Source organism: Frankia sp. AiPa1, assembly GCF_023243075.1.
GTDB lineage: Bacteria > Actinomycetota > Actinomycetes > Frankiales > Frankiaceae > Frankia.
Genome location: NZ_JALKFZ020000138.1, coordinates 1 through 24,191, shown reverse-complemented (window position 1 = coordinate 24,191; position 24,191 = coordinate 1). Strand labels below are relative to the sequence as shown.

The following is a 24,191-nucleotide window of genomic DNA, read 5'->3' as shown; positions in this document are numbered from 1 at the left end:
CTGACGTGGGACCATCTGCCTCGGGTGTCGAAGTGCACGACCGTGCCGCTACTCCGCTCTGCCACACGCGGCCGAGCGGGCAGCGGCACGGGTCGGGGTCAGGATGGTCCTAGGGAGGTCAGATGACGGTGGAGGAGCAGCGCTCCGAGGAGGTGCTGCCGACACCATCGGAGGCGAACCCCATCCGGGTGCTCATCGTCGACGACCACGCACTGTTTCGTCGTGGTCTCGAGATGGTGCTGGGCCAGGAGGTCGACATCGAGGTCGTCGGTGAGGCCGCCGACGGCAGTGAGGCCGTCACGATGGCCAAGGAGACTGCGCCGGACATCGTCCTCATGGATGTCCGGATGCCGCGCCGCGGTGGGATCGACGCGACAAGCGCCATCAAGGAGGCGGTGCCCAGCGCGAAGATCGTCATGTTGACGATCAGTGACGAGGAGGCGGACCTCTACGACGCGATCAAGGCTGGGGCCATGGGCTACCTGCTGAAAGAGATCTCGATCGACGAGGTGGCCGCCGACATCCGCGCGGTGTACGGCGGGCAGAGTCTGATCAGCCCGTCGATGGCCTCAAAACTGCTCAGCGAGTTCGCGGCAATGATCAAGAACAAGGATGATCGGCCGCAGCTTCCCACCCCGCGGCTCACGGAGCGGGAGATGGAGGTGCTGCGGCTCGTCGCCAAGGGGATGAACAACCGCGACATCGCCAAGCAGCTTTTCATCAGCGAGAACACGGTCAAAAACCACATTCGTAACATTCTGGAGAAGCTGCAGCTGCACTCCAGGATGGAGGCAGTGGTGTATGCGGTCCGGGAGAAGCTGCTCGAGATCACGTGATCTCGAGCGGTGTTCTCACCGTGGCTCGCGCGGCGGGAGGGCGGTCGGCGGCGGATCGGTCGGCAGACGTGAACCGATCCAGCAGTCGACCCGCCGCCCGTCGCCCAAGATCAGTGCTTGGCGCAGCGTCCCCTCCACCGTGAACCCGGTGCGCTGCGCCACCCGGAGGGAGGCGTCGTTGCCGACTGCGGCGCGCCATTCGATGCGTGCGAGGCCGAGCGCCCCGAAGCCCCACCTGGTGACAGTCGTCACTGCCTGGGAGATCACCCCCTGGCCGCGGGCCTGCGCCGCGCACCAGTAGCCGATCTCGGCCTCCCCGGAGACGGAGATGTCGATGAGCGCGATCGACGCGAGTAGCTGTTCCGTCGTCGCGTCGACCACCGCGAACGGTGTGCCGGTGCCCTCGGCCCAGGCTGCGGGGGCGGCGCGGAGCACGAAGGACTCGGCGTCGGCGCGCTGGTAGGGCTGCGGCAGGCGGTTCCACAGCGCGATCTGCGGATCCTGGCAGGCCAGGTGGACGGCGTCGACGTCGTAGGGCCGCCACGGGCGCAGGTGCAGGCGGCCGGCGGTGATCTCCGCGGGTTCGAGAGACGGCATGCCACAGTTCTACGGCGCGGCGCTGGTGGCTCCACGGCGCGGTGCCCCCAGCTTCGCGGCGCGTGGTGGCTGCCAGCCCTCGGAGTCGGCGGCGACCGGGAGACGGCAAGCGGGAGATGCCGCACCCGGGGGACTCCGCACCTGGGGGACTCCGCACCCGAGACTCCGCGCCCGAGACTCCGCGCCCGAGACTCTGGCGCCGGTATCGGCGCGGCGGGCACGCGAGGGCCCTCCCGATCGTTGAGGATGGCGAAGAAGCGAGTGGATCCGCCTCGGTTGCGGTCTGTGTGGCTACCGCCGAGGCCGCGCAGGCACGCGGTGACAGATGTGGCCGGTGAGGGCTCATCCCACGCTTCGTTCGTTGTCATGAACCGCCGCTGCGGGAACCACGTCCGAGGGTTGGATGTGGGTGCCGGTTCAGGGGCTAGCATCGTGTGGTCGGTGACGTCGCCGACATGCCTGCCGGAGGAGTTTCGCCCGTGGTTCTAGAGAAGATCTTGCGTGCCGGTGAGGGCCGGATTCTGCGCAAGCTCAAGGCGATCGCCGAGCAGGTGGATCTCATCGAGGACGACTTCACCGGGCTGTCCGACGGCGAGCTGCGCGGCATGACCGACGAGTTCCGCCAGCGCCTCACTGAGGGTGACGACACGCTGGATGACCTGCTGCCCGAGGCATTCGCCGCGGTCCGTGAGGCCGCCCGTCGCACGCTGGGCCAGCGGCACTTCGACGTGCAGATCATGGGTGGCGCGGCCCTTCATCTCGGCAACATCGCCGAGATGAAGACCGGTGAGGGCAAGACGCTCGTCTCCACGTTGCCGGCCTATCTGAACGCGCTGTCCGGCAAGGGCGTGCACATCATCACGGTCAACGACTACCTTGCGCAGCGCGACGCCGAGAACATGGGCCGGGTGCACCGCTTCCTCGGCCTCACCGTGGGGGTGATTCACCCGCAGATGCCGCCCCCGGTGCGGCGAGCTCAGTACGCGTGTGACATCACCTATGGCACGAACAACGAGTTCGGCTTCGACTATCTGCGCGACAACATGGCCTGGAGCGCCGATGAGCTCGTGCAGCGCGGCCACAACTTCGCCGTCGTCGACGAGGTCGACTCGATTCTCATCGACGAGGCCCGTACTCCGCTGATCATCAGTGGTCCGGCGGACCACCCGACCCGGTGGTACACGGAGTTCGCCCGTATTTCCCCCCTGCTCGAGCGGGACGTCGACTACGAGGTCGAGGAGGGCAAGCGGACGGTTGCCATCACCGAGTCCGGTGTCGAGAAGGTCGAGGACCAACTCGGCATTGAAAACCTTTACGAGTCGGTGAACACCCCGCTGGTCGGCTACCTGAACAACTCGCTCAAGGCCAAGGAACTCTACAAGCGGGACAAGGACTACATCGTCACCGACGGTGAGGTCCTGATCGTCGACGAGTTCACCGGACGAGTACTGCACGGGCGCCGCTACAGCGAGGGAATGCACCAGGCGATCGAGGCCAAGGAAAAGGTCGAGATCAAGCAGGAGAACCAGACTCTCGCCACGATTACCCTGCAGAACTACTTCCGGCTCTACGACAAGCTCTCCGGGATGACCGGTACCGCCATGACGGAGGCGGCCGAGTTCCATCAGATCTACACGCTCGGGGTGGTGCCGATCCCCACCAACAAACCGATGGTGCGGATCGACCAGCCGGACGTCGTCTACAAGACCGAGATCGCCAAGTTCGACGCTGTCGTCGAGGACATCGCCGAGCGGCACGAGAACGGCCAGCCGGTGCTCGTCGGCACCACCAGCGTCGAGAAGTCCGAGTACCTCTCCAAGCAGTTGGACAAGCGCGGCGTGCCGCACGAGGTCCTCAACGCCAAGCACCATGAGCGTGAGGCGTCCATCGTCGGCGAGGCCGGTCGCAGGGGCGCCGTCACCGTCGCGACGAACATGGCCGGCCGTGGCACGGACATCATGCTCGGCGGCAACCCGGAGTTCATCGCCCAGGCCGAGCTGCGCCAGCGTGGGCTCTCACCCATCGAGACGCCCGAGGACTACGAGGCGGCCTGGCTGGAGGCGCTGGAGAAGGCGCGCCAGTCGGTGAAGAACGAGCACGAGGCGGTGGTGTCCGCCGGCGGCCTGTACGTGCTCGGTACCGAGCGGCACGAGTCGCGCCGGATCGACAACCAGCTGCGCGGACGCGCCGGCCGGCAGGGCGACCACGGCGAGTCCAGGTTCTACCTCTCCCTCGGTGACGACCTGATGCGGCTGTTCAACGCGGCCGCCGTCGAGGGGATCATGGATCGCCTCAACATTCCCGAGGACGTCCCGATCGAGTCGAAGATCGTCACGCGGGCGATCCGTTCCGCTCAGACCCAGGTCGAGGGGCAGAACTTCGAGATCCGCAAGAACGTCCTCAAGTACGACGAGGTCATGAACAAGCAGCGCACCGTCATCTACGAGGAGCGCCGCAAGGTCCTCGAGGGCGCCGACCTGCACGAGCAGGTGCGCCACTTCGTCGACGACACCGTCGAGGGGTATGTCCGCGGCGCCACCGCGGACGGCTTCCCGGAGGAGTGGGACCTCGACACCCTCTGGACCGCGCTTGGGCAGCTCTATCCCGTCGGCGTGGAGGCACCCGACGTCGACGATCGGGACGGGCTCAGCACCGACCACCTGCTGGAGGACATCCAGGCCGACGCGCAGGAGGCCTACGACCGCCGCGAGCTCGAACTCGGTGACACGCCCGACGAGGAGCCGGTCATGCGGGAACTGGAGCGCCGCGTCGTGCTCGCCGTTCTCGACCGCAAGTGGCGCGAGCACCTGTACGAGATGGACTACCTGCAGGAGGGCATCGGCCTGCGGGCCATGGGGCAGCGCGATCCCCTGGTCGAGTACCAGCGCGAGGGCTTCGACATGTTCCAGACAATGATGGAAGGCATCAAGGAGGAATCCGTTCGCCTTCTGTTCAACGTCGAGGTGCAGGTCGCCGGGCAGGAAGGCGAGACGCCCGAGGCGCAGGAGCAGCCCGCCGGGCCCGCCTCGGTGGCCGCGGGTCCTGCCGGCGCCGCGGTCCTACCCACCCCTGTCCTGGCACCCGACGCGGAAGGCGGCCCCGCGGCCGCAGGCGGTTCCGGGGCTCTGGGGGATGGCCGCACCGCGCCCGCGGCCCCGGAGACGCCCGCGCAGGCGCCCCCGCCGCCGGTGTTCGTCAAGGGTCTCGAGCCGCGTCGTCCCACCGGCGGCCTCCGCTACACCGCCCCATCGGTCGACGGCGGCTCGAGCCAGGTCACCACCCTCGGCAACGGCGCTACCCCCCTCGGGTCTGCCGGCGGTGCGAACCGGGGTGCCGCAGGCTCCGCGTCTACCGGCGCGAGCGCCCGACCGGCCCGCAACGCACCCTGCCCGTGCGGGTCCGGCCGCAAGTACAAGCGCTGCCATGGCGACCCGGCGCGCCGCAACGCCGACGCCGCCGAGTAACGCCGGACCCCGCCTGGACAACTCGGCTGTGCCTTCTCTGCCAGGCCCACTGCCCCAGCTGACGTTGCAGCTGGGGCAGTGCACCCGGCGGTCGGACCGATCAGCCGATCTGAAGGGTGGTAATCCGCCAGCGTCCCTCGGTGGACTCCATGCGCAGGGCCAGTGCACCCGCCCGTGCCCCGCGGATGATGACCGCGGAGACCTCCGCCACGCCCGGGCGTGGCTCGCTCACCCGCACGCTGCGCACCCGGCCGCGGCTACGGTCGGTGAGCTGGGCGACGGTCCGTTCGAGATCGTGCTGCAGACGCGGGGTCGTCCAGCGCGCGAGGTGGGACACCGGCCGTGCTCCGGCGAGCGCCTCGATGATGGCCCGGACCACGATCACCGCCGTATCTCGTGGCGCGGTCAGGGGGCGCTGCTCGCCGGCGGCCCGGCCTGATCGGACATCGTGCTCAGGTCCGCGGCCCAGGGCGGGGCCGGCTGCTGAACGGGCCGAGGAACCGACCGGCGAGGGCGACAGCCGCCCCGACTCGGTGCACCCCAGGTCCGGCGCGGCCAACCGCCGGGGAGCGCGATCGACGGGCGCATCGGTGAGCTTCCCCGGCATGGGCAGGAGGGCGGTTGCGCTCGAGGCATCCTGGGGTGCCTCGAGCGTCTCTTCGGTGGTGGCGCAAACCGCAGAAGAGTCCGTGGTGCTGGTGCTGGTGCTGGTGCTGGTGCCCGCGGTATGCCGCGAGGAGCGGACCCGGCTGTGCGTAGCTCTGGCGGGGGCGTGGTGGGTGGGCCGTGGCTCGGCCTCGTCGTCGAAGGGCGGATCGGTCGGCGTGGCAGGGAGCAGCCGCAGGCCGGAGCCCGAGGTGGTTCGGCGCGGCAGGGGGAAGGGCAGGGCACAGACTGCGGTCACGGCTGGCTCCGGTGGGTGGCGGGCGGGGTCAGGGCCCGGTCGGCGGGGTGAGGCGTTGGCCAGGAAGAATCACGTTGGGGTCATGGCCGATGACGGCCGAGTTGGCGGCCCACCAGCGGGGCCACTCGGCGGCGATCTGATCCTTGGTGGCGTCTGGGCCGAGGTGACGGGCCGCGATCGTCCACAGGGTGTCGCCGCGCCGGACGACAACCTCCTGGTTTTGATCCCCTGCGCCGGCGGCACCGGTGGAGGGGCTGCCCGTGCCGCGGTGCGAGGAGGGAACAAGCGGATCCTGCGGGGGAGTCGCTCGCGCCGTCGTGGACGGGCGTCCGGAGGCGGGCGCGGGAGTGGGCTTGGCCGAGGCACCGCCGGCGGGGGCCGGGCCGGTCGGTGCCGTCGACGGAGCAGCCGCTCGCGGTGGCTCGGCGCTGGCCCGGCCGAGGTCGGGCCAGTTCGCCGAGATGCGAGCGGTGGTGAGTGGGACAGATGCGCCGGGGTCAGGGGCGGTGTGCACCGGAGCGCCGCCGTGGACGGCTTCCGGAGACTCGGAGGGAGTGGCCGTGGCCGGCGCCGACGCCGTCTCGTGCAGGTCGATGATGGGTACCGGCGCGTCCGTGCCGGGAACTGTCAGCGTGGGGCTGGCGCCCCCGCCGGCCGTGCCGCCGGATCTGGTGGCGGACGCGTCCACGCCGGCCGATGCGGCTGGAGGAGCCGGGCTGGTGGCGGGGGACTGGTTCTGCCGGTCAAGCGAGGGCAGGACCGCGATGGGGGCGCTCGCCATCCTGCCCGTCGCGGCGGCAGTGCTGCCCGCACCGGTCGGATCGGCCGTGTCCGCGGCCGGCAGGACGCCGCTGGAGGATGCCGTTTGCCGCCCGAGGTCGGGCCATGCCGCCGCGGTGACGCCGACACCCGCACCGGAGGTGGCTGCGGGGCTGGCCATGGCTGGCATGGCGGCCATCACCGGACCGACTCCGGCGACCAGGGTGATGCCGAGGCCGACCTCGACCAGGCGTCGCATGGCCCGGGGCAGGATGAGCCGCGCGAGCGCCGCCGAGAGCCGCCCGACACCGCCGGGGATGGCCGCCGCGACAGCGAGCAGGACGCCCAGGCACAGCCAGAGCAGGCACAGCCAGGCGATCGCCCCGACGGCGGTGGCGAGCCCCTGCTCGGGCGCGGCGCTGAACCAGTCCGGGACGGCGCTGACGCTCGAGGGCAGATCGGCTGCCCGGGGGCCGAAGACGATCAATAGCGTCGCCACGGCCACGGCGCCGGTTGCGCCGACGAGCCGCGCCAGCGCTCGCCGCACCCGTCCCGTGCCCATCGTCACTCCCCCTGCCCGTCGGATGCCCGTCTGCCCGACGCTCGGTCTGTCGGATGGCGTCGAAAGACTTCGTTTACCTATGTTTGGTTGTGTAACCCTCTTGAGGCCCGCTGTCAATCCCGGTTGCCTTCGGGATCGATGGTCAGGCGGGTGGCCTGCGGTGACCGACGGCGCGTGGGAACGCGTCGGAACGCGTGGAGACACGCTGGATGAGACGCGATGCGGAGGAGTTCCGATGCGCTGGGAGGACCTGTTCGCCGATCTCGAGCTGCAGTGGGAGGCGAACGAGGCGGCGGAGTTCGCCTCGGAGCTCGCCGACCGGAGCCGTCGAGAGGCCGGCTACCTGCGGATGATCGATCGGATGCGGCCCGTGGTGGGCTATCCGACCCGGGCGCGGGTGCTCGGTGGTCAGCACGCGGCGGAGACCTTGCACGGCACCCTGGCCGCCCTCGGGGCGGACTGGTTTCTGCTGGCCGAGCCGGGCGCGACGGAGGTACTGGTGCCGATGCGCGCACTGCTCGCGGTCGAGAACCTGCCGGTCGTGTCCGCCCAACCAGGGCACGAAGGGGTGCTCGGGGCAAAGCTTGACCTGCGGTACGTGCTGCGGGGGCTGGTCCGGGACCGTTCCGCCTGCACGCTGCGGTTTGTGGACGGCACGACGCTGCACGGGACACCGGTGCGGGTGGGAGCGGATTTTCTGGAGATCGCCGAGCACGCTGTGGGCGAATTCGCCCGCCGTGGGCAGATCCGCTCGGGCTGGACGCTGCCGTTGGACGCGCTCGCCTTCGTTCGCCGCATCCCGTGACGCGCACGGACCCCGATCGGACCCCGCCGGGCCCGATCCTGCCGGGCCGGTCCTGCCGGCTCGACCTTGCGGGCTCAGTCCTCCGGGATCACCTCGCCCCGAGTCATCGGATTCGCGGCGACGAACGCCCTCGTCTGCTCGTAGGCCCGCTGGATATACGCCTCCAGTTCACTGCGTTCGACCCGCCACTGACCGCGACCGCCGATCTTGATGGCAGGCAGCTCGCCCGAGCGGACCAGCGCGTAGGTCTGACTGGAGGAGATGTTGAGGATGTCCGCCACGTCGCTGAGTTGAAGGAATCGGTCATTCATCGGGTCCTCCTGGAGGCGGATGTCTCTCCTCTCGTGTGTATCAGAGATTCCACCGTTCATCGTCTGCAGGTGCTTCAGGTTGTGGATAACTACGCCCGTTCACGCCCGAAAGCTCACGCTCGCCGACGACCGCCTCAGCTGTGCCGTCGCTCTGCCGAGACCGGTGGCTGGACCCGCGCCCGGAACACGGTCGGGTCATGACCGCGTCGTGACCGCGTCGTGGCCACATTGGCTCGCGGAAACGCATCGACCGGGGCCAGATGCGCGTCCAACAGTGGGGCGCGAGGTCCACACACGTCAGGTTGCGGGGGGCATTTCTGACCTCATGCGATCCCGTACTGCTGTGAGTGATCGAATGGATGGGCTGCGGCGTCCGCCGCCGCCGGGCTCGTCGGTATGACTAGGTTCGAGCCGTTCGACCGCGTACGCTCTGCGACCGGAAGGTGCGTTCCCGCACCGGACGGCCCGCCAGGAGAAAGGGAGGTCTCCCGGTGACCGAGCTTGCCGCGGCGGTCCGGACTGAGGCGCCCCCGCCGCCCGGGTCGCCCCCGGCGCGACGGCTGACCCGCCGACGCTGGCGGGACTCCCGGCTGCTCGTCGGAGTGCTGCTCGTGTTGGTCTCGGTGGTGGTTGGTGCGCGGCTGTTCGCCTCGGCCGACTCGACCCAGCAGTGGGTGGTGGCCCGGGGGGACCTCCCGGCCGGGCATGTCGTCGTGACCGGGGATCTGGGCACTGTGTCCGCGCGCCTGAGCGGGAGCACGTCCGGGCGCTACTACCCCGGCGCCCGGCTCGGTGACCTGACCGGTGCGACGCTGGCGCGGCCGGTCAACGCCGGAGAGTTTGTCAGTGGCGGCGACTTCGCCGGAAAGGACCGCCCGGCCACCCGGCTGGTCCCGGTCATCGTCAAGGCGGGACGGCTGCCGGTGCTGGAACCGGGCGATCATGTGGATGTGTACGTCTTCCAGACCGGGGCGGCCGGCGCCGGCCAGACCGGTGGTGACACGGCCGGCAGCGGGGGCGACGCGGGCCGCTCGGGTGGCGGGACCACTCCCGCGGCGCCGGTCGCGGGCTCCGGTGCCGAGACGCTGGCGCTGCATGACGTCGAGTTCGTCGAGGTGGAGAAGCTGGCCAGCGGCGACCGCTCGATCACCCTGCGCGTCCCGATCGACGGCGCGATCCAGGCGGTGGCAGCGTCGCAGAGCGAGCGGGTCGACGTCGTGAAACTGGAGCGGGACGCGCGCGGCGGCGTCGGAGCGGCCGGTCCGACCACCGCCGCGGGGTTCGGGCGGTGAGCCTGCCGATCCTGACCGCGGTGACCGACTCCAACGTGGAGGCGGGGCTCGTCTCCGCGTTCGACCGGCGTGATCTCGGGGTCACGGTGGTCCGCCGCTGCGTCGACCTGCCGGATCTGCTCGCCGCGGCGACGACCGGTGCCGCGCGCGCCGCGCTGTTGTCGGCGGACCTGCGCCGCCTGGACCGCGACGCCCTGTCCCGGCTGGCCATGTCCGGAATCGCCGTCGTCGGCCTGATCGCCCCGGGCGACGAGGATGCCGACCGTCGCCTGCGCCAGCTGGGCGTCGCCGCCGTCATCCCCGCGGACGCGACCGCCGAGGTGGTCGCGGGTGCCGTCGTCGAGGCGTCGCGGGCGCTGGCGACCCACCCGGCCGCTCCCGCCGTTTCCGCGCCGGCCGGCGCCTGGCCGACGAGCTACAGCGAGGCGCTGCCGGGATTCGGACAACTCGCCCCGTTCGGCGCCGATGGTGACGTCGCGGAGCTCGCCGAGGCCGGCGGCGGTCGAGTGATCGCGGTGTGGGGGCCCGCGGGCGCGCCGGGCCGCACGACCCTGGCCCTGTGCCTGGCCGCGGAGATCGCCGGCCTCGGGGTTCCCACCCTGCTGGTCGACGCGGACTCCTACGGGGGCGCGATCGGCCAGCTCGTCGGCCTGTTGGAGGAGGCTCCAGGACTGGCCGCCGCGGCTCGCTCGGCCAACCAGGGGCTGCTGGACGTACCGCGCCTGGCCATGCTGTGCCGTGATCTCGGGGATGGGCTGCGGGTGCTGCCCGGGATCGCCCGGCCGTCGCGCTGGCCGGAGCTGCGTCCGGCGTCGATCGAGACCGTGCTGTCCCTGGCTCGGCGGCTGGCCGCGTTCGTCGTGGTGGACTGCGGCTTCTGTCTGGAAAGCGACGAGGAGCTCTCCTTCGACACCGCGGCCCCGCGGCGTAACGGCGCGACGCTGGCCGTGCTCGAGGCGGCGGACATCGTGCTCGCGGTCGCGTCGGCCGAGCCGGTGGGCCTGGTTCGCTTCGTCCGGGGGCTCGCGGACCTGCGCGAGAGCGTGCCGGCCGTGGATCCGCTGATCGTCGTGAATCGGCTGCGCCCCTCGGTGGTCGGGGGCGATCCGTCCCGCGAGGTGAGTCGGTCGATTATGCGCCACACCGGGAGCGAGCCGGTCGCGCTGATTCCCTACGATCTTGCCGGTCTGGACGCGGCCCAGGTCGCCGGCCAGCTGCTGCGCGACATCGCGTCGACGTCCCCGGCGCGCCTCGCGATCCGGGATCTGGCCGGGCGGCTGGTGGGCCGCCAGGCGGTTTCCCGCCGTCGTGGCATGTTCCGTCGCCACGCTCGCTAGTGGCCCGTTTCCGTCAGGTCATCCTGCGAGGGCCCGTGCGACGGCCCCGTGACGCCCCCCGTGACGGCCCTGCGACGGCCGTGCGACGGTGTGGTCCGCCGCGCCGCGATGATGCCGGTCTGTCCTGCGCAGATGCACCGCCTATTACCCTGCGGTGATGTCTGTCCGTGCGTCTGTGGTTTCGTTCTGTCCCTAGGTTCGCATCCGGCCGTGGGCGGTGACGCCGGGGTGCGGCCGGGAGGTTCGCCAGCCGACATATCCCGCGCCGTCCCGCGGTGACGTCGCCACGCCGCTTGCTTGGTCGCAGACGACTCACAGTTACGCCGACGGCATAACCGTGGCATAGTGTACCTGATTCATCATCTCCTGGTAATCGGGACGGTTACGCCGAGCGATTCACGGGCATCGCTGTGTGGAGCGGTTCCGGTTGGGACGTGAAAGGGATCTTACGTAAAGCGCTCAAGGCGTTATGATCGGGCCATATCTGTTGTCGACTGGACGCTTAAAGAAGCCAGAGCGCGGATCTTCGCGTCAGCTTATATCCAAGTGGTGACGATGCGTAAAATTGTGCGCAGGTCTCACTTTGGCGACGTTACGTTAGTGTGAGCATGCCGAGAAGGTGCCCTCCGGATCGTGGGCGCGCCGCGCCGACGACCTGTGCCGGCGTAGGGATGCTCGGGCGAGACGGCTGGGGGTGTGTCGGGTGAGCCGGGAGTATGCGAAGGCAGTGGGCGCCCGCCTACGGGCTATTCGGATCCAGCAGGGTCTGTCGCTGCAGGGGGTGGAGCAGAAGTCACGGGGCCGGTGGAAGACCGCCGCGGTCGGCTCCTACGAGCGCGGCGACCGCATGATCAGCGTGCACCAACTGTCCGAGCTGGCCGGGTTCTACGGGGTCCCGGTGTCAGCGCTCCTGCCGAGCGAGGATCAGCTGCCGCCGCGGGAACGCCGGCCACGCACGGTGCTCAACCTCGAGAAGCTCAGCGAGGCCCCGCCGGACACGTCTGCCCTCGTGCGACGCTGGGTGGCGCAGATCCAGCGCCAGCGGGACGACTACGCCGGGCGGGTGCTGTCCATCCGTGACGGTGACGTCCGGTCACTGGCCCTGCTGCATGACACCACGCCGCAGGAGTTCGCCGACCGGCTGCGCAACTGGGGTGTTCTGGAGACCAGCTTCCCGGAGGAGAGCGAGGAACCGCCGGAGTAGTCCGGTGGGCCTGACAGCAGGCCCTGCCGCGGCACGTCTGCGCGCGGGGCTGGCCTGACCAGGCCAGGCCAGGTGCGACCGGGCGGCCCGGACGGCGGCCGGCGGACCGGGGGCGGCAGGAGCCCCTCGCGGGGTATCCCACCCTCCTAGGTGCCGTGCCAGGAGGTGGACGATGAGTAGAAGGCGGACGGTGCGCCGAGGGCTGGTCCTTGGCGCAGGCGGGGTGCTTGGCTCCGCCTGGATGATCGGCGCGCTGCGCGCCGTGGAAGACGAAACCGGTCGCGATCTGGCCGCGAGTGATCTCGTGGTCGGCACGTCCGCCGGCTCCGTGGTGGCCACCTTGCTCGGGCTTGGGATCGGCGTCGAGGCGATGGCCAACTCCGAACGTGGGATCCACGATGCCGGCGATCCCGTCCTGGACTACCGCGACCTCGGAGCTTCCCTGCCGCCCCGGCCCCGGATGCGCATGGGATCCCCACGCCTGCTCACGGCAAGCGCCCTGCATCCCCGGCACGCCACCCCGATGGTCACCCTCGCCGCCATCCTTCCGCAGGGCCGGGGCAAGATCTCCGCGGTGGGGGACCTGGTGACGGCCGGAATGGAACGTGCCGGCGTCGACCCCGAGCACTGGCCGGCGCACCCCGCGCTGCGCATCGTGGCAATGAACTTCGACACCGGCGACCGGGTGCTGTTCGGCGCCGCCGACGCCCCGCGGATGTCCCTGCCCGACGCGGTCATGGCCTCCTGCGCCATCCCCGGCTGGTATGCCCCGATCGAGGTGGACGGTCAGCGTTTCGTCGACGGCGGGACCCGTTCACCGACATCGGTCGACCTGCTCGCCGACGCCGGGCTGGACGAGATCATCGTCGTCGCACCCGCCTGCTCGCTGGCCACTGATCGTCCGCGCGGTGCGGTGGCCCTGGTCGAACGCCAGGTGCGTCGGGCCGCCACCCGCCGGTTGCTGCGGGAGGTCGCGCTCGTCGAGGCGGCCGGAACCCGGGTGACCGTGATCTGCCCCGGACCGGACGATCTCGTGGTGATGGGCGGCAATCTGATGGACCTCACCCGCCGTGCGGAGGTCTTCGAGACCAGCCTGCGCACCACCACCGAACTTCTGCGGGCCACCGCCCGCACCCGCCCTCGCCACCGCGTCACGCCGCCGTCGCACCGAGCCCAGCCCGCGGCGAATCCGCCTGCCGCCGCAGGTGCCCAGCGAAGCTCGGGCGCACCGGCCGCCACGGCCGCACGAACGTCGGCTGACCAGAGTGCCGGGCAGGCCGACCGGGCCGACCGCGCGCCGGCGGGCCTCCCGGTCGACGGTCTGGCTCGAACCGAGCCGGACGGCGATCCACCGCTCGGCCTGGATCTCGCCGGCTGACCGGCGCGACCACCATGCCTGCCGCCATGCCGACCGGTACGCCTGCCGCGACCGGTACGTCTGCCACGACCGATACGTCCGCCATGGCGTCCGACCGGAACCCGGTGTCGCGCTACGGCGGTGCCAGTTGGCACACTGGAGCAGTGCGTGTCTACCTGCCCTCAACCCTCGCCGCCGCGCGCTCGGTGTGGGACTCCGGGCAGGTGCCTGCCGGCACCGGCTTTGCGGTGACCCCCGCCCTGCGCGAGTGGTACGCCCAGTCGGAGTCCGAAGAGGAACTCGAGTACGCCGTCCTGCATGATGCTGCCCGGGCCTGCCTGCGCCTGCTCGACGCCGACCCGGTCGCCCCGCGCCGCAGGCTGGTCTTCGTCGCCGAGCTCGCCGACGGCCAGGTCCGCGTCCGCGACGATCTGGAACGCGGCGCCGTCGAGATCGACTTTCCGGTGCCGTGGACGTCCGTTGAGGCGATCCATGTGGACGACGGCGACGACGCGGAGGCCCTCGCCGCCGTCCGCGCCGCCGCCGACCAGATCATCGAGGCCGACCTCGGCGGCGAGGACGCGGCCTTCGCCGTCGACAGCGCGGAGGGTTTCGAGCTCCTCTGGTTCGCCCCTCAGGAGCTCGCCGACCTGCTCTGACCTGCCTGGTGCCACCGGCCTGCTGGCGCGGTCGCCCGCAGCCCCGCGACGAGGCCCGCTCCTTGCGCATACCGGGGTGTTCGGTACGCATCGGCGCACTGTCTCGCGCCACAGGTATGGGTGCCAACGCTTGGGGCTCCCCGGGGCACGGTGGACGGCGACCGTTGCGAATAATGGGTCCAACGCCGAATGCCTCCGCTCGGGTCCAGGCCCGGGCGACGCTGACGGCGAGGTTCCCAACACAACAAGGTCCCCCGAGATGCCGTCTCCCGTCGTATGGGTGTGGATCTCGAACGACCCCACCGCGGTAGGGAGGCTGGCAGCCCATGCTGTACCTCGCCGGGCAGATCCTGGCGTACGTGCTGGTGGCGATGGTCATCGGTGCGGCGCTGGCATGGGTGTTCCTGATCGCTCCGCTGCGCCGGCAGATGCGCGATGGGCGTCAGGACCCGCGACCGGACGGCGCGGACACCTCGGCCGACATCGCGGAGTTCGCGGAGTCCGCGGGGTCCGCATCGGTGTCCGGCGACGCCAACGGCGCGCCGCTGGTCGCGGTCGGCAGGCTGTCGGGGGGGTCCTCGGACGATCCAATCGGGGAGCTCGCGGCGGCGCCGGTCGATGCGCGGGCGCAGACACCGGCCGGTACCCAGGCGGATGATCCCGGTGCCGACCCGATCGTTGGGACGGACGGGCCGCTCATCCCGCGGGAGGTGCCCGCCCCCGCTGGGACGGGCGAGCCGGTCGGGAGCGGGACGCCGCTCGCCCCGACGGCGCTCGCCCCGACGGCGGAGACCTCCAGGCCGGAGGGGACGGGGGCCGAGCTCGCCGTCACCGGCCCCATCCAGCTGCCGATCGGACTGACTCGGCCGGTCGAGCCGGTGGCCGAACTCGTCGATCTGCTGCGCCGTCAGCGGGACGACTCCGCGTTGGAGCGGGCCGATCTCACCGCCCGCCTCGCTGTGGCCGAGCAGCGCGCGGCCGAATCCGAGCAGCGGATTTTCGCGGCGGAGCGGCATGCCAGCACGGCGAGCGCCCGGGTTGAGGAGATCGAGTCCGCGCTGCGTGCCCGGGTGGAGGCGGCCGCCAGGCCGGCCTCGGCGGCGGCATCTCCTGCGACAGCCGCGCCCGGGACAGCATCCTCCGCGGAAGGATCATCCACAGCGGTATCGCCCGCCGTGGCACCGGTTTCCACGGCGTCGGAGCCGGCTCGGCAGGAGGTCTGGCCGGCGACCGGGTCGAGCGTAGCGGACCTGGTTCGTGAGGCCGAACAGCTTCGCCGACAGCTCGAGGATGCCGAGGGTCGGGCCGCGAAGTTCTCCTCCCGGTTGGCGATGGCCCGCACCGAGGCGGAGGACGCCCAACGCCAGGCGGCCACCCTGGGCAATCGGCTGGATCGGCACCAGGCCGAGTGGGCAGCCGAACGGCTCAGCCTGCTGGGCCGCATCGCCCGCTCGGAAGGAGCTCTGACCAGCGGATCCAGCGCCGCGCAGCCCTCGGACGACACGGGCCCGGTGGCGTCCGGCGCCGCGCCGACTGGGAGCGAACCGATCGCCGCATCCGCCGCGCGGCGGGGCGCCGGCGCCGGGTCGATCTTCGCTGTCGGGTCGGTCCCTGCCATCGAGTACAGCTCTGCCGCCGACTACGACCCTGCGATCGACGCGTCGGCCATCGGCTACAGCGCCGCCGTCGATTACGCCGAGATCGTCGGCACACCCCGTGCGCGCGCGGCAGCTCGGGCAGTTCGGGCTGCCCGGCAGGCGAACGCCACTGACCAGTCCGCCATCGGTGCGGAGCAGGTCCGAGCGGCAGATCAGAACAACATGGGTGCGGAGTCCGCGGTGACGGCCCCGACGAAGGTGACAACGGCAGAGGCAGAGGCAGAGGCAGAGGCAGAGGCGAAGGCGGTCGAGGCGGGCGTGGATGTCTCGACCGCGCGAGCGCGTCCGGTGGCAGTGGCGACCAAGGAGCGGACATCGGCGGTGGCTGGGACGCCCGTCCGGGGTGGCGCTGGCCCGGCGGTGCCGTCCGGCCAGCGGGGTGCCACCGGAGAACAGGCGTCCGGTGGTCGGGTGGTGATGGAGTCGTTGCCGAGGTGGAACGGCCTGCTCGACCCGGCAGTCGCCGAAGGGGACAACCTGAAGGAGATCGTCGGGGTCGGCCCGGTGATCGAGTCGAGGCTGCGGACGCTGGGGATCACCACCTTCGGCCAGCTGGCCGAGATGGGTGACACCGATGTCGATCGGCTGGCCCGGATGCTGGACGGTTTCGGTGACCGGATCATCTCCGACGACTGGGTCGGCCAGGCCCAGGACCTCCAGGTACGACACCACGGCGGTGTCTACTAGCGGCGTGCCTGCCCTGAAACCGCCCGGCGGGCGCGGCAGGTCGTCACGCCGTTCGTCCGGTCCGGACCTGCGACCTACAGGCCGGAAATGAGGCCCTCGATCTCGGCCTCAAGGATGCGGCGATCGGTCACGTCGCTGTAGAGCCACATGTGGCCGCGGTAGCCGTCGGCCGCGGTCAGGGTGATGTGGCTGCGCTCGAAGAACCGTCCGTCGGCGAACATCACCGGCTCGCGGCGCAGGGTCCGTCGTCGGCGCAGCAGGGTGTCCAACCGGCTGGCAAAGCCGGAGGGGTCGTCGACCAGCCCGGCGCGCGGTCGCAGATGCCGGCGGCAGTCGGTGCCGACCAGGTCGACGGGTGACTCGGCCAGATCGAACAGGTCGCAGTACAACTGGTTGACGGCGACGACCGCGCAGTCCCGGTCGGCGATGAGCACGGCGGTGGTGAGCTCGGCGAGCAGGGTGGTCAACCAGCGTTCGCGGTCCCGGCAGGCTTCCTCGATGCGGCGCATCTCGGCGAACACGCAGCCGCAGTCCTCGGCCCGGTGCTGGCCGGCCCTGGGAACGGTGTGGCCGGGATGTAGATCGGTCTCCTCGTCGCGGTGCAGGACGACCGCGGCGCGCCATTCGGCCCCGGGGGGCAGGGCGCCACGCGGGTACACCGCAGGGCGTTCCTCCACCGCACCCCATGGGGCAAGACGTCCCGGCGTGGGTTCGCCCGGGATGGGCCGGCGGGGAAGCGGGACGCTCCAGCGCTGTTCCGGACCCGTCGCCGCGCCCGAACCCTGGCCTTGGTCCTGCCCCGCCTCGCCGTTCTGCCTGCGCCCGGCGGCCGGGTCGGGGAGCCGCCGGCCGGCCGGGTGGTTGACCGGATAGTCGAGTGGGTGGCCGGTCGGGTCGTCCTGGGGGGACAGGTCGTCCTCGGGCTCATCCGGCGGGCCGAGAGCATGGGCGGTCGCGTCAAAGTCGACGCCCAGGGGGTCAAGGTCGGGGGGGTCGATGCCGAGGAGGTCGATGCTGGGGTCATCGATGTCGAGGGGGCCGATGTCGAGGGAGCTGAGGTCCAGGGGACCGGCCGGATCGACGTCGCGCGGGTCCTGGGGGAGGGCGCGGGGCGCGAAGCCGGCGCGGCGGGCCGGGGTGAGGGTGCCGACGAAGCGCCGCAGCCCGTCGCCGGCGGAGGATTCCACCGTCTGCAGGATCGCCGTGGGATCGGTCGACCCACGGATGCCGGTCAGGCGGACCCGAAGCGAAAAGCCGTCGCCGTGAGTTATGAGGCGCCGCCAGTGGTCGCTGACGGTGGCGACGTCAGCCGGCTGGATGATCTCGTCGAGGTGGAGCCCGAGGGCGCGGTGACGAGGAAGCCCGGTCAACGCCGACCAGGTGTCGTTGACGAAGACCAGTCGGCCCATGGCATCAGTCGCAAAGATTGCGACCGGACATTTTTCGACAATCCGCCAGAACATTGTCCAGGCAACCGTGTCGAATGTGTCCTCCGGCTCGTGCCCCTGCTTCTCATTCATCGCCCGGCGCCTTCAGGCGCGGGCGTCACTCTTCCGCGGACGAGATCCGGCCACACCGCTCTGGCGGGTGGACGAGCATCTCGCGGGCGGCGGAAGAGTCCTGGGGACGATGGCTGACCGGACACGGTAATGACCCCCGAGGCAGGTTTTGGCCACCTGTCGGATGAGATCGGCGGGGTGGGGGAAGCTCCACCGGTCGACCCAGCAGGCAGAATGCGGCACGACGGGTGTACGGGTTAGGGAACGCTGCGAGGGTATCGCCTCGGCGCTGATTCGAGGCCGAAATCCCGCAGGCGTTTCCGGGGCGCTCCGTGCGTCCTCGCGCGCATCCGACGTGTTCATGCAGCGACGATGACGCCCCGTTCTGTAACCGGATCGAGCCGGAAATCTGATGCGGAGAGTAGTCGTGGTGGTGGTCAAGGTCGGACGCTGTGCGCACCGTGAGCTCCTTGTGTCCTACCCGGCCCGATGGTCGGTGGGAGGTTGTGCGAACGTTGATGCGTCTGCCCCGAACTTCGGGGCTTGATTGGCAGTGACCTTCTTTCTACGCTTCGTAGCTATTGGCCAGGTGGCGGGCGGGGAGTGAGGCACGGCCGAAGGAGCAGCGGTTTTCGTGGCGGTGGCACGCAGCGGGTGGATGGACGCCACCTCCCACGTCGAGGATGAGGTGCGCGAACTCGTCCGCCGACGTTCCCTTGACCCGGTGCGCGATCCGGCGCAGGTGCGCAATCTCGTGCAGGAGGTCCTGGCCGACTACGAAGAACGTGTTCTGGTCAGTGACCTTCCTCCGGTCGCCGACCGGGATCTCACCGCTCGCCTGGTCTATGACGCGGTCGCGGGGTTCGGACCGTTGCAGCGCCATCTCGACGACCCGACCATCGAGGAGATCTGGATCAACGAGCCGGGTCGGGTTTTCATCGCCCGGCATGGCCGCAGTGAACTGACGACGACGATTCTCACTGCCGACCAGGTCCAGGACCTGGTCGAACGGATGCTGAAATCGTCCGGCCGTCGCGTGGACGTGTCGACCCCGTTCGTGGACGCCATGCTCCCGGACGGCTCTCGCCTGCACGTCGTCATCCCGGATGTGACCCGGGTGCACTGGTCGATCAACATTCGCAAGTTCGTGCTGAGCGCGTCCAGCCTCGACGAACTGGTCGGCCTCGGCACGATCACGGCCGCCGCCGCTGCGTTCCTCGAGGCCGCGGTGGTCGCCGGGCTCAACATCATCGTCGCGGGTGGCACCCAGGCCGGCAAGACGACGCTGCTCAGCTGCCTGGGCTCGGCGATTCCCGCCCGTGAGCGGGTGATCTCCTGCGAAGAGGTCTTCGAGCTCAAGCTGCGCGCCCCGGACTGGGTGGCGATGCAGACCCGGCAGTCCAACCTGGAGGGCAGCGGCGAGATCCGGCTGCGCCGCCTGGTCAAGGAGGCGCTGCGGATGCGCCCCGACCGTCTCCTCGTCGGCGAGGTCCGCCAGGAAGAGGCACTCGACCTGCTCATCGCGCTGAACTCGGGCCTGCCCGGCATGTGTAGCCTGCACGCCAACTCCGCCCGCGAGGCCGTCACGAAGCTGTGCACGCTGCCGCTGCTCGCCGGCGAGAACGTCAGCCACGCCTTCGTCGTGCCGACGGTCGCGGCCAGCGTCGACCTGGTCGTGCACCTGACCAAGGATGTGAACGGCCAGCGTCGGGTCACCGAGATCGTCGCGCTGCCCGGCCGGGCAGAGGGTGACATCGTGGAGATCGCCCAGATCTACCGCACCCACGCCGAGGGCCTGGTCCGCGCCGACGGCTACCCGCCGCACGCCGACCGGTTCGCCCGCGCCGGCTTCGACCTGCCGAGCCTGCTCGCCCACGGTGACCACGACCGTCACCCGCACCGTGAGCAGCTGCAACACCAGTACCAGCAGCAGTTTCAGCAGCCGCGGTTCCACCCGTCAGCGCCGCCGCCGCAGTCGCCGCCGCGTGCGGGGTACCTGGCGACGTCCGGCCTCCCCCCACTTCCGCCGTCTCCGCAACCTCCGCCGGCCCCGGCCCCGGCCCCGGCGCAGCCCGAGGCGCCGAGCTGGCCGACGTCGGCGCGGTACCGGCGGCCCGGTGACGACTGGTCCGAGATCGCGGTGGAGGGCTAGATGGGCATCTTCCTCGGTCTGCTGTGCGGTCTCGGCCTGTTCCTGATCGTCACCAGCGGCCGGCCGGCCGGCGGGCGCACCAGCGGGCCCGTGGGTCGGGCGATGGCCCGCTGGGAGCACACGACCGCCGAGCTGATCGCTCAGGCGGGTATCCGCGGCCTCGGGCCCCGTCAGTTCGTCGCGATCAGTGCCGGGGTCGGCCTCCTGGTCGGTCTGGTGGTGCTGGCGCTGACCGGCACCCTGTCGCTGGCCGGCGCGTTCGCGGTGTTCGCGAGCCTGGTCCCGCGGACCCTGGTGGTGCGCCGGCGCCACGCTCGGATGCACGACCTGCGCGAGCTCTGGCCAGATGTGGTGGACAACCTCGCCAGCGCCGTGCGGGCCGGGATGTCGCTGCCCGAGGGTCTTGCCGCCGTCGGCGTGCGCGGACCGGTGCAGTTGCGGCCGGCGTTCACCCGGTTCGGCGAGGACTACAGCGCCACCGGGTCGTTCTCGACCTGCCTGGACCGCCTCGCCGACGAGCTCGCCGATCCGATCGCCGACCGGATCATCGAGTCGCTGCGGATGGCCCGAGAGGTCGGCGGCACCGATCTCGGCCGGCTGTTGCGCACCCTGTCGACGTTCCTGCGTGAGGACGCCCGCACCCGGGCGGAGCTCGAGACCCGGCAGGGCTGGACGGTCAACGCGGCCCGGCTCGCGCTCGCCGCTCCCTGGATCGTGCTGCTGCTGCTCGCCAGCCGTGGCCAGAACGTGCAGGCCTACGACAGTCCGACCGGTGTCGCGGTGCTCGTCGGCGGCGGCGTGGTGTCCGGTTTCGCCTATCTGGTGATGCGCCGGATCGGCCGGCTGCCCGAGGAGGGCCGGGTGCTGCGGGGCGGCGCCGAAGCGGTGGCAGCGGCCGAGGCGCGGACGCAGGCCGCGCCGGTTCCCGCGACGGTCGGGTCGACGGCGATGGGTCCGCCGTTCGGCTCGGGCACGGGAAACGGCGGCGGTTGGCCGGGGGCTGACGAACCCGGGCTGGGCCCCGATGGATCGCCATCCGGACCGGACATGGGCCCGGACCAGGGAATGTGGGGATGAGCGTGCACGGTGATCACACACGCCGGCCGAGGCGGGAGCGTCACGGTGACCGGGGTTTCACGGCGACCGGGGTGTCACGGTGATCGGGGTCCTGCGGTGATTGGGGTGTCGCGGTGACCGGGGTCGCCGCCGGGGCGCTGCTCGGCCTGCTGGTCGGATTGGGCCTGGTCATCATCGTCTACCGGTCGCCGCGGGCTCGGCGCATCCAGCTGGCCGACCGGGTCGACCCGTACCTGCGGGACACCCCGCGCCCGTCACGGCTGCTGGCCGACCGGCCGCGCTCGTCCACCCGCCCGGGGATCGCAGCCATCGAGGCGTTGCTGCGCCCGCTGCTGTCGGACGCCGCCGGCCGGCTCGACCGGTTCCTCGGTGGCCGCGCCGCGCTGCAGCGACGGCTCACCCAGGCCGGCGGGCGTACCGGCATCGAGGAGTTCCGGGCCCAGCAGGTGGTCTGCGCGGCCTGTGGCGCGCTGTTCGGTGCGTTCCTGCTGGCGCTGCGCACGACCCTTGGCGTCGGCCCGCCGGCACTCGTCAGCGTGGCGCTCGTCGTGGCCGGCGCCGCCGGCGGGGTGGTCGGGCGGGACTACTGGCTGACCCGGGCCATCGCCGAGCGCGAGGACCGGATGCTGCTGGAGTTCCCCACGGTCGCCGAGCTGCTGGCCTTGGCCGTCACCGCGGGTGAGTCGGCGATCGGGGCGCTGGAACGGGTCGGCCGGCTCACCCACGGCGAACTGGGCCGTGAGCTGCGCCTGGCGCTCGCCGATGCCCGAGCCGGCGCCACCCTCGTCCAGGCCCTGGAGGGCATCGCCGCCCGCACCGCGCTCGCCCCGCTGACCCGTTTCGTCGACGGCATGGCGGTCGCCATCGAACGCGGCACACCGCTGGCCGACATCCTGCGCGCGCAGGCCATGGACGTCCGCGAGGCCGGCAAGCGGCAGCTGCTGGAGGCCGGCGGCCGCAAGGAGATCGCGATGATGATCCCCGTCGTCTTTCTCGTCCTGCCCACCACGGTGATCTTCGCGTTCTACCCCGCTCTGGTGAGCTTCACCGTGATCTCCCAGTGAGCGGCCAGTGAGCGCCCGCCGGAGCGCCGTCGAAGGGCTTGCCGCCATGCGGACCGGGCCGGTCGCGCAACGACACAGGACCCCCATGAGTCCCACTTGTCGTACCACCCGCCTGGCCGCCGGTCGCGCCCCTAGCGCGGCCGGCGGCACCGGCGGCGGGATCCGCAGCACTCGCAGTTCTGGCACGACTGGCATGGCCGGCGCGACCCACACGACTGGCATGGCCCTGACCGAAGGGTGAAGGAGAGATCATGGGACGGCGCATCGGACAGGTCGGACAGGCCCTGGCATCGAGATGGCTTGCGTGGAAGGCGAGCCTGGACGGCCCGGGCTCCGGCCCCGGCAGCGACGGCGATCCGGGCGGTGACAGTGCGAACGGCCGACGCGGTGCGGGCGGCCACGGCGGTGCCGGCGGTCGTGACCGCGGGGACGTCCCCGGCTGGGTAATGATCACGGTGATGACGGCGGCGCTGGTCGTGGCGATCGCGACGCTCGCGACCCCGGCGCTGCAGAACCTGTTCACCTCCGCGATCAACTCGGTGTCCGGGGTCGGTGGTGGCGGCGGCGGCAAGTAGGACGCTGACCACGACGACCAGACCGTCCACGACGGCCAGGCAAGCCATGGGGGACAGGCCAACCACGACGACCAGGCCATCCGTGGGGGACAGGCCGGTCGCGCTGGGAGGGCCGACCGGGACCGGCGGGCTGATCGAGACGGATGGGCCGGTCGGACTGGCCGGGCTGGGTGGGCCGGTGCCAGCGGCGGACGAGGGGTCGTCGGTCGTCGAGTTCATCCTGGTGGGGACGCTGCTGCTGTTTCTGTTCCTCGGGATTCTGCAGGTCGGCCTGGTTCTCTACGTCCGCAACACGCTCGCCGCCGACGCGGCCGAGGGCGCCCGGCACGCGGCCAACCTCGGTGTCGCGGCCGCTGACGGCGGCCCGTACGCCCAGGCGCTCATCGCCCGGACGATCCCCGGCCGTTCCGACACCACCTGCACCGGCACCGACGTCGACGGCCCGGACGCCACTCCTTTGGTCCAGGTGACCTGCCGAGTGGTCGTCCCGCTTGTCCTCGTCCCGCTCGGCGACGGAGTCACACTCACCGTGACCGGTCATGCCGTCAAGGAGGAGCCGTGACGACCGCCGCCAGCACGCGCCTGGCGGATGCCGAGGCGGGCGACGCCCAAGGCGTCGAACAGGGTGGAATCTCTGCCGGTCCCGATCCAGGTCGAGATCAGGGCCAGGGCGAGGGTCAGGGGCTCGGCCGAGATCGGTGTCAGGGCCGAGGTCGGAGCCGGAGCGGAGGCCGGGGCCGAGATCGGGGCCGGGGCTGGGGCGGTCAGGTCGTAGGACGGGTCGTGCGGATGGCACGGCGAGTCGGGCGAGGCCGCAAGCGGATGTGGGCCAGGGTCTGGGGAGCCCGGGACGGTGGGGGTCGGCGATCGGACGAGGGCTCGGCGATGATCGAGTTCGTCGGGCTGTCGATCGTGCTGCTCGTGCCGTTCGTCTACCTGTTTCTGTGTGTGTTCTCGGTGCAGCGCTCGGCGTTCGGCGTGACGCAGGCGGCCCGGGAGGCCGGTCGCGCGTTCGCCACCGCCGACAGCGAGACCGAGGGGGTAGACCGCGCCCGGCTCGCCGCCCAGCTTGCCCTGCGCGACCAGGGTGTCCCCGGCACGCCACAGATCCATTTCGCCGCGGCTGGCGCGGACTGCGGTGCCGGCGATCCCGGTGACGGCGCCGAGACGCTCGAACCCGGCGCGTCGTTCGTCATCTGTGTTCGGACAGTGGTCGCGCTCCCCGGCACCGGCGCCCTGTTCGCCGGCATCACCGACGTCACCGTCAACGGCCAGTTCACCGTCGTCATCGACCAGTTCCGCGCCAACCGCCAGAATCCCCAGCCCTACTGAGCTTTAATGCGTAGAGTCATGTTGACCGCAGCTCGTCCCAGGTCAGGCCGGTTTCGGCGA

At 71.2% G+C, this 24,191-nt stretch carries 18 protein-coding genes and 2 pseudogenes; 15 read left to right on the top strand and 5 right to left on the bottom strand.

The features are described 5' to 3' along the window. The first annotated feature begins 122 nt into the window (after positions 1 to 122). Positions 123 to 836: a response regulator gene (locus MXD95_RS14335; RefSeq protein ID WP_250641109.1), complete on the top strand. Its 714-nt coding sequence runs from the start codon at positions 123 to 125 to the stop codon at positions 834 to 836. Between the two features lie 15 nt (positions 837 to 851). Here the strand turns inward: MXD95_RS14335 and MXD95_RS14330 are convergent, their stop codons facing one another. Beyond that, entirely contained in the window at positions 852 to 1,433 is a 582-nt protein-coding gene (locus tag MXD95_RS14330; RefSeq protein ID WP_250641108.1) for a GNAT family N-acetyltransferase, read from the bottom strand. A 479-nt stretch (positions 1,434 to 1,912) separates the two neighbouring features. Here MXD95_RS14330 and secA point away from each other — a divergent pair, with 479 nt between their 5' ends. After that, positions 1,913 to 4,897, top strand: a complete 2,985-nt coding sequence (gene secA, locus MXD95_RS14325) for a preprotein translocase subunit SecA (RefSeq protein ID WP_250641107.1) — start codon at positions 1,913 to 1,915, stop codon at positions 4,895 to 4,897. A 100-nt stretch (positions 4,898 to 4,997) separates the two neighbouring features. Here secA and MXD95_RS14320 read toward each other — a convergent pair whose 3' ends face one another. Both MXD95_RS14320 and MXD95_RS14315 read right to left on the bottom strand, forming a co-directional pair. Then, the gene (locus MXD95_RS14320) at positions 4,998 to 5,801 is read right to left on the bottom strand and encodes an Rv3235 family protein (RefSeq protein WP_250641106.1); all 804 of its coding nucleotides are present in this window, start codon (positions 5,799 to 5,801) and stop codon (positions 4,998 to 5,000) included. Positions 5,802 to 5,829: 28 nt separating this feature from the next. Further along, positions 5,830 to 7,122, bottom strand: a complete 1,293-nt coding sequence (locus tag MXD95_RS14315; RefSeq protein WP_250641105.1) for a LysM peptidoglycan-binding domain-containing protein — start codon at positions 7,120 to 7,122, stop codon at positions 5,830 to 5,832. A gap of 235 nt (positions 7,123 to 7,357) precedes the next feature. Here MXD95_RS14315 and MXD95_RS14310 point away from each other — a divergent pair, with 235 nt between their 5' ends. Beyond that, positions 7,358 to 7,927 carry a hypothetical protein gene (locus MXD95_RS14310; protein ID WP_250641104.1) on the top strand — a complete coding sequence of 190 codons (570 nt, stop codon included), beginning with the start codon at positions 7,358 to 7,360 and terminating at the stop codon, positions 7,925 to 7,927. A 74-nt stretch (positions 7,928 to 8,001) separates the two neighbouring features. On the opposite strand, the gene MXD95_RS14305 is transcribed toward MXD95_RS14310, so the two are convergent. Then, positions 8,002 to 8,238 carry a helix-turn-helix domain-containing protein gene (locus MXD95_RS14305; RefSeq protein WP_250641103.1) on the bottom strand — a complete coding sequence of 79 codons (237 nt, stop codon included), beginning with the start codon at positions 8,236 to 8,238 and terminating at the stop codon, positions 8,002 to 8,004. A gap of 491 nt (positions 8,239 to 8,729) precedes the next feature. Between MXD95_RS14305 and MXD95_RS14300 the strand changes: the two genes are divergently transcribed. From MXD95_RS14300 to MXD95_RS14275, 6 genes are all read left to right on the top strand, one after another. Then, positions 8,730 to 9,530, top strand: a complete 801-nt coding sequence (locus MXD95_RS14300) for an SAF domain-containing protein (RefSeq protein WP_250641102.1) — start codon at positions 8,730 to 8,732, stop codon at positions 9,528 to 9,530. After that, entirely contained in the window at positions 9,527 to 10,867 is a 1,341-nt protein-coding gene (locus MXD95_RS14295; protein ID WP_250641101.1) for a CpaE/TadZ family protein, read from the top strand. Before MXD95_RS14300 ends, MXD95_RS14295 begins: the two co-directional genes overlap by 4 nt. 703 nt (positions 10,868 to 11,570) lie before the next feature. Continuing rightward, the gene (locus tag MXD95_RS14290; RefSeq protein WP_250641100.1) at positions 11,571 to 12,071 is read left to right on the top strand and encodes a transcriptional regulator; all 501 of its coding nucleotides are present in this window, start codon (positions 11,571 to 11,573) and stop codon (positions 12,069 to 12,071) included. Between the two features lie 172 nt (positions 12,072 to 12,243). Beyond that, the gene (locus MXD95_RS14285) at positions 12,244 to 13,449 is read left to right on the top strand and encodes a patatin-like phospholipase family protein (protein ID WP_250641099.1); all 1,206 of its coding nucleotides are present in this window, start codon (positions 12,244 to 12,246) and stop codon (positions 13,447 to 13,449) included. A gap of 143 nt (positions 13,450 to 13,592) precedes the next feature. After that, complete coding sequence (locus MXD95_RS14280; protein WP_250641116.1) at positions 13,593 to 14,087, top strand: DUF6912 family protein; 495 nt, start codon at positions 13,593 to 13,595, stop codon at positions 14,085 to 14,087. Between the two features lie 326 nt (positions 14,088 to 14,413). Continuing rightward, complete coding sequence (locus MXD95_RS14275) at positions 14,414 to 16,432, top strand: helix-hairpin-helix domain-containing protein (protein ID WP_250641098.1); 2,019 nt, start codon at positions 14,414 to 14,416, stop codon at positions 16,430 to 16,432. A 74-nt stretch (positions 16,433 to 16,506) separates the two neighbouring features. Here MXD95_RS14275 and MXD95_RS14270 read toward each other — a convergent pair whose 3' ends face one another. Then, complete coding sequence (locus MXD95_RS14270; RefSeq protein WP_250641097.1) at positions 16,507 to 17,952, bottom strand: PAS domain-containing protein; 1,446 nt, start codon at positions 17,950 to 17,952, stop codon at positions 16,507 to 16,509. A 637-nt stretch (positions 17,953 to 18,589) separates the two neighbouring features. Between MXD95_RS14270 and MXD95_RS14265 the strand changes: the two are divergent. The 6 genes and pseudogenes from MXD95_RS14265 to MXD95_RS14240 all read left to right on the top strand — a co-directional run. After that, positions 18,590 to 19,834, top strand: a pseudogene (locus MXD95_RS14265) (TadA family conjugal transfer-associated ATPase); the annotation flags it as partial. 249 nt (positions 19,835 to 20,083) lie between these two features. Beyond that, positions 20,084 to 20,953 (top strand): annotated as a pseudogene (locus tag MXD95_RS14260) (type II secretion system F family protein); the annotation flags it as partial. Between the two features lie 320 nt (positions 20,954 to 21,273). Then, positions 21,274 to 22,224, top strand: coding sequence for a type II secretion system F family protein (locus MXD95_RS14255; RefSeq protein ID WP_250641095.1), 951 nt, complete (start codon positions 21,274 to 21,276; stop codon positions 22,222 to 22,224). Between the two features lie 251 nt (positions 22,225 to 22,475). After that, positions 22,476 to 22,799 carry a hypothetical protein gene (locus tag MXD95_RS14250; RefSeq protein WP_250641094.1) on the top strand — a complete coding sequence of 108 codons (324 nt, stop codon included), beginning with the start codon at positions 22,476 to 22,478 and terminating at the stop codon, positions 22,797 to 22,799. Positions 22,800 to 22,932: 133 nt separating this feature from the next. Continuing rightward, on the top strand, positions 22,933 to 23,361 hold the full coding sequence (locus MXD95_RS14245; protein ID WP_374122031.1) for a TadE/TadG family type IV pilus assembly protein: 429 nt from the start codon (positions 22,933 to 22,935) through the stop codon (positions 23,359 to 23,361). A 323-nt stretch (positions 23,362 to 23,684) separates the two neighbouring features. Next, entirely contained in the window at positions 23,685 to 24,131 is a 447-nt protein-coding gene (locus MXD95_RS14240; RefSeq protein ID WP_250641093.1) for a hypothetical protein, read from the top strand. The last annotated feature ends 60 nt before the right edge of the window (positions 24,132 to 24,191 follow it).

Excerpts from the sequence above, each read along its gene's own strand:
- MXD95_RS14335 (WP_250641109.1), top strand. The coding sequence starts at position 123 with ATGACGGTGGAGGAGCAGCGCTCCGAGGAGGTGCTGCCGACACCATCG.
- MXD95_RS14330 (WP_250641108.1), bottom strand. The coding sequence starts at position 1,433 with ATGCCGTCTCTCGAACCCGCGGAGATCACCGCCGGCCGCCTGCACCTG.
- MXD95_RS14315 (WP_250641105.1), bottom strand. The coding sequence starts at position 7,122 with ATGGGCACGGGACGGGTGCGGCGAGCGCTGGCGCGGCTCGTCGGCGCA.
- MXD95_RS14310 (WP_250641104.1), top strand. The coding sequence starts at position 7,358 with ATGCGCTGGGAGGACCTGTTCGCCGATCTCGAGCTGCAGTGGGAGGCG.
- MXD95_RS14305 (WP_250641103.1), bottom strand. The coding sequence starts at position 8,238 with ATGAATGACCGATTCCTTCAACTCAGCGACGTGGCGGACATCCTCAAC.
- MXD95_RS14285 (WP_250641099.1), top strand. The coding sequence starts at position 12,244 with ATGAGTAGAAGGCGGACGGTGCGCCGAGGGCTGGTCCTTGGCGCAGGC.
- MXD95_RS14275 (WP_250641098.1), top strand. The coding sequence starts at position 14,414 with ATGCTGTACCTCGCCGGGCAGATCCTGGCGTACGTGCTGGTGGCGATG.
- MXD95_RS14270 (WP_250641097.1), bottom strand. The coding sequence starts at position 17,952 with ATGAATGAGAAGCAGGGGCACGAGCCGGAGGACACATTCGACACGGTT.
- MXD95_RS14250 (WP_250641094.1), top strand. The coding sequence starts at position 22,476 with ATGGGACGGCGCATCGGACAGGTCGGACAGGCCCTGGCATCGAGATGG.
- MXD95_RS14240 (WP_250641093.1), top strand. The coding sequence starts at position 23,685 with ATGATCGAGTTCGTCGGGCTGTCGATCGTGCTGCTCGTGCCGTTCGTC.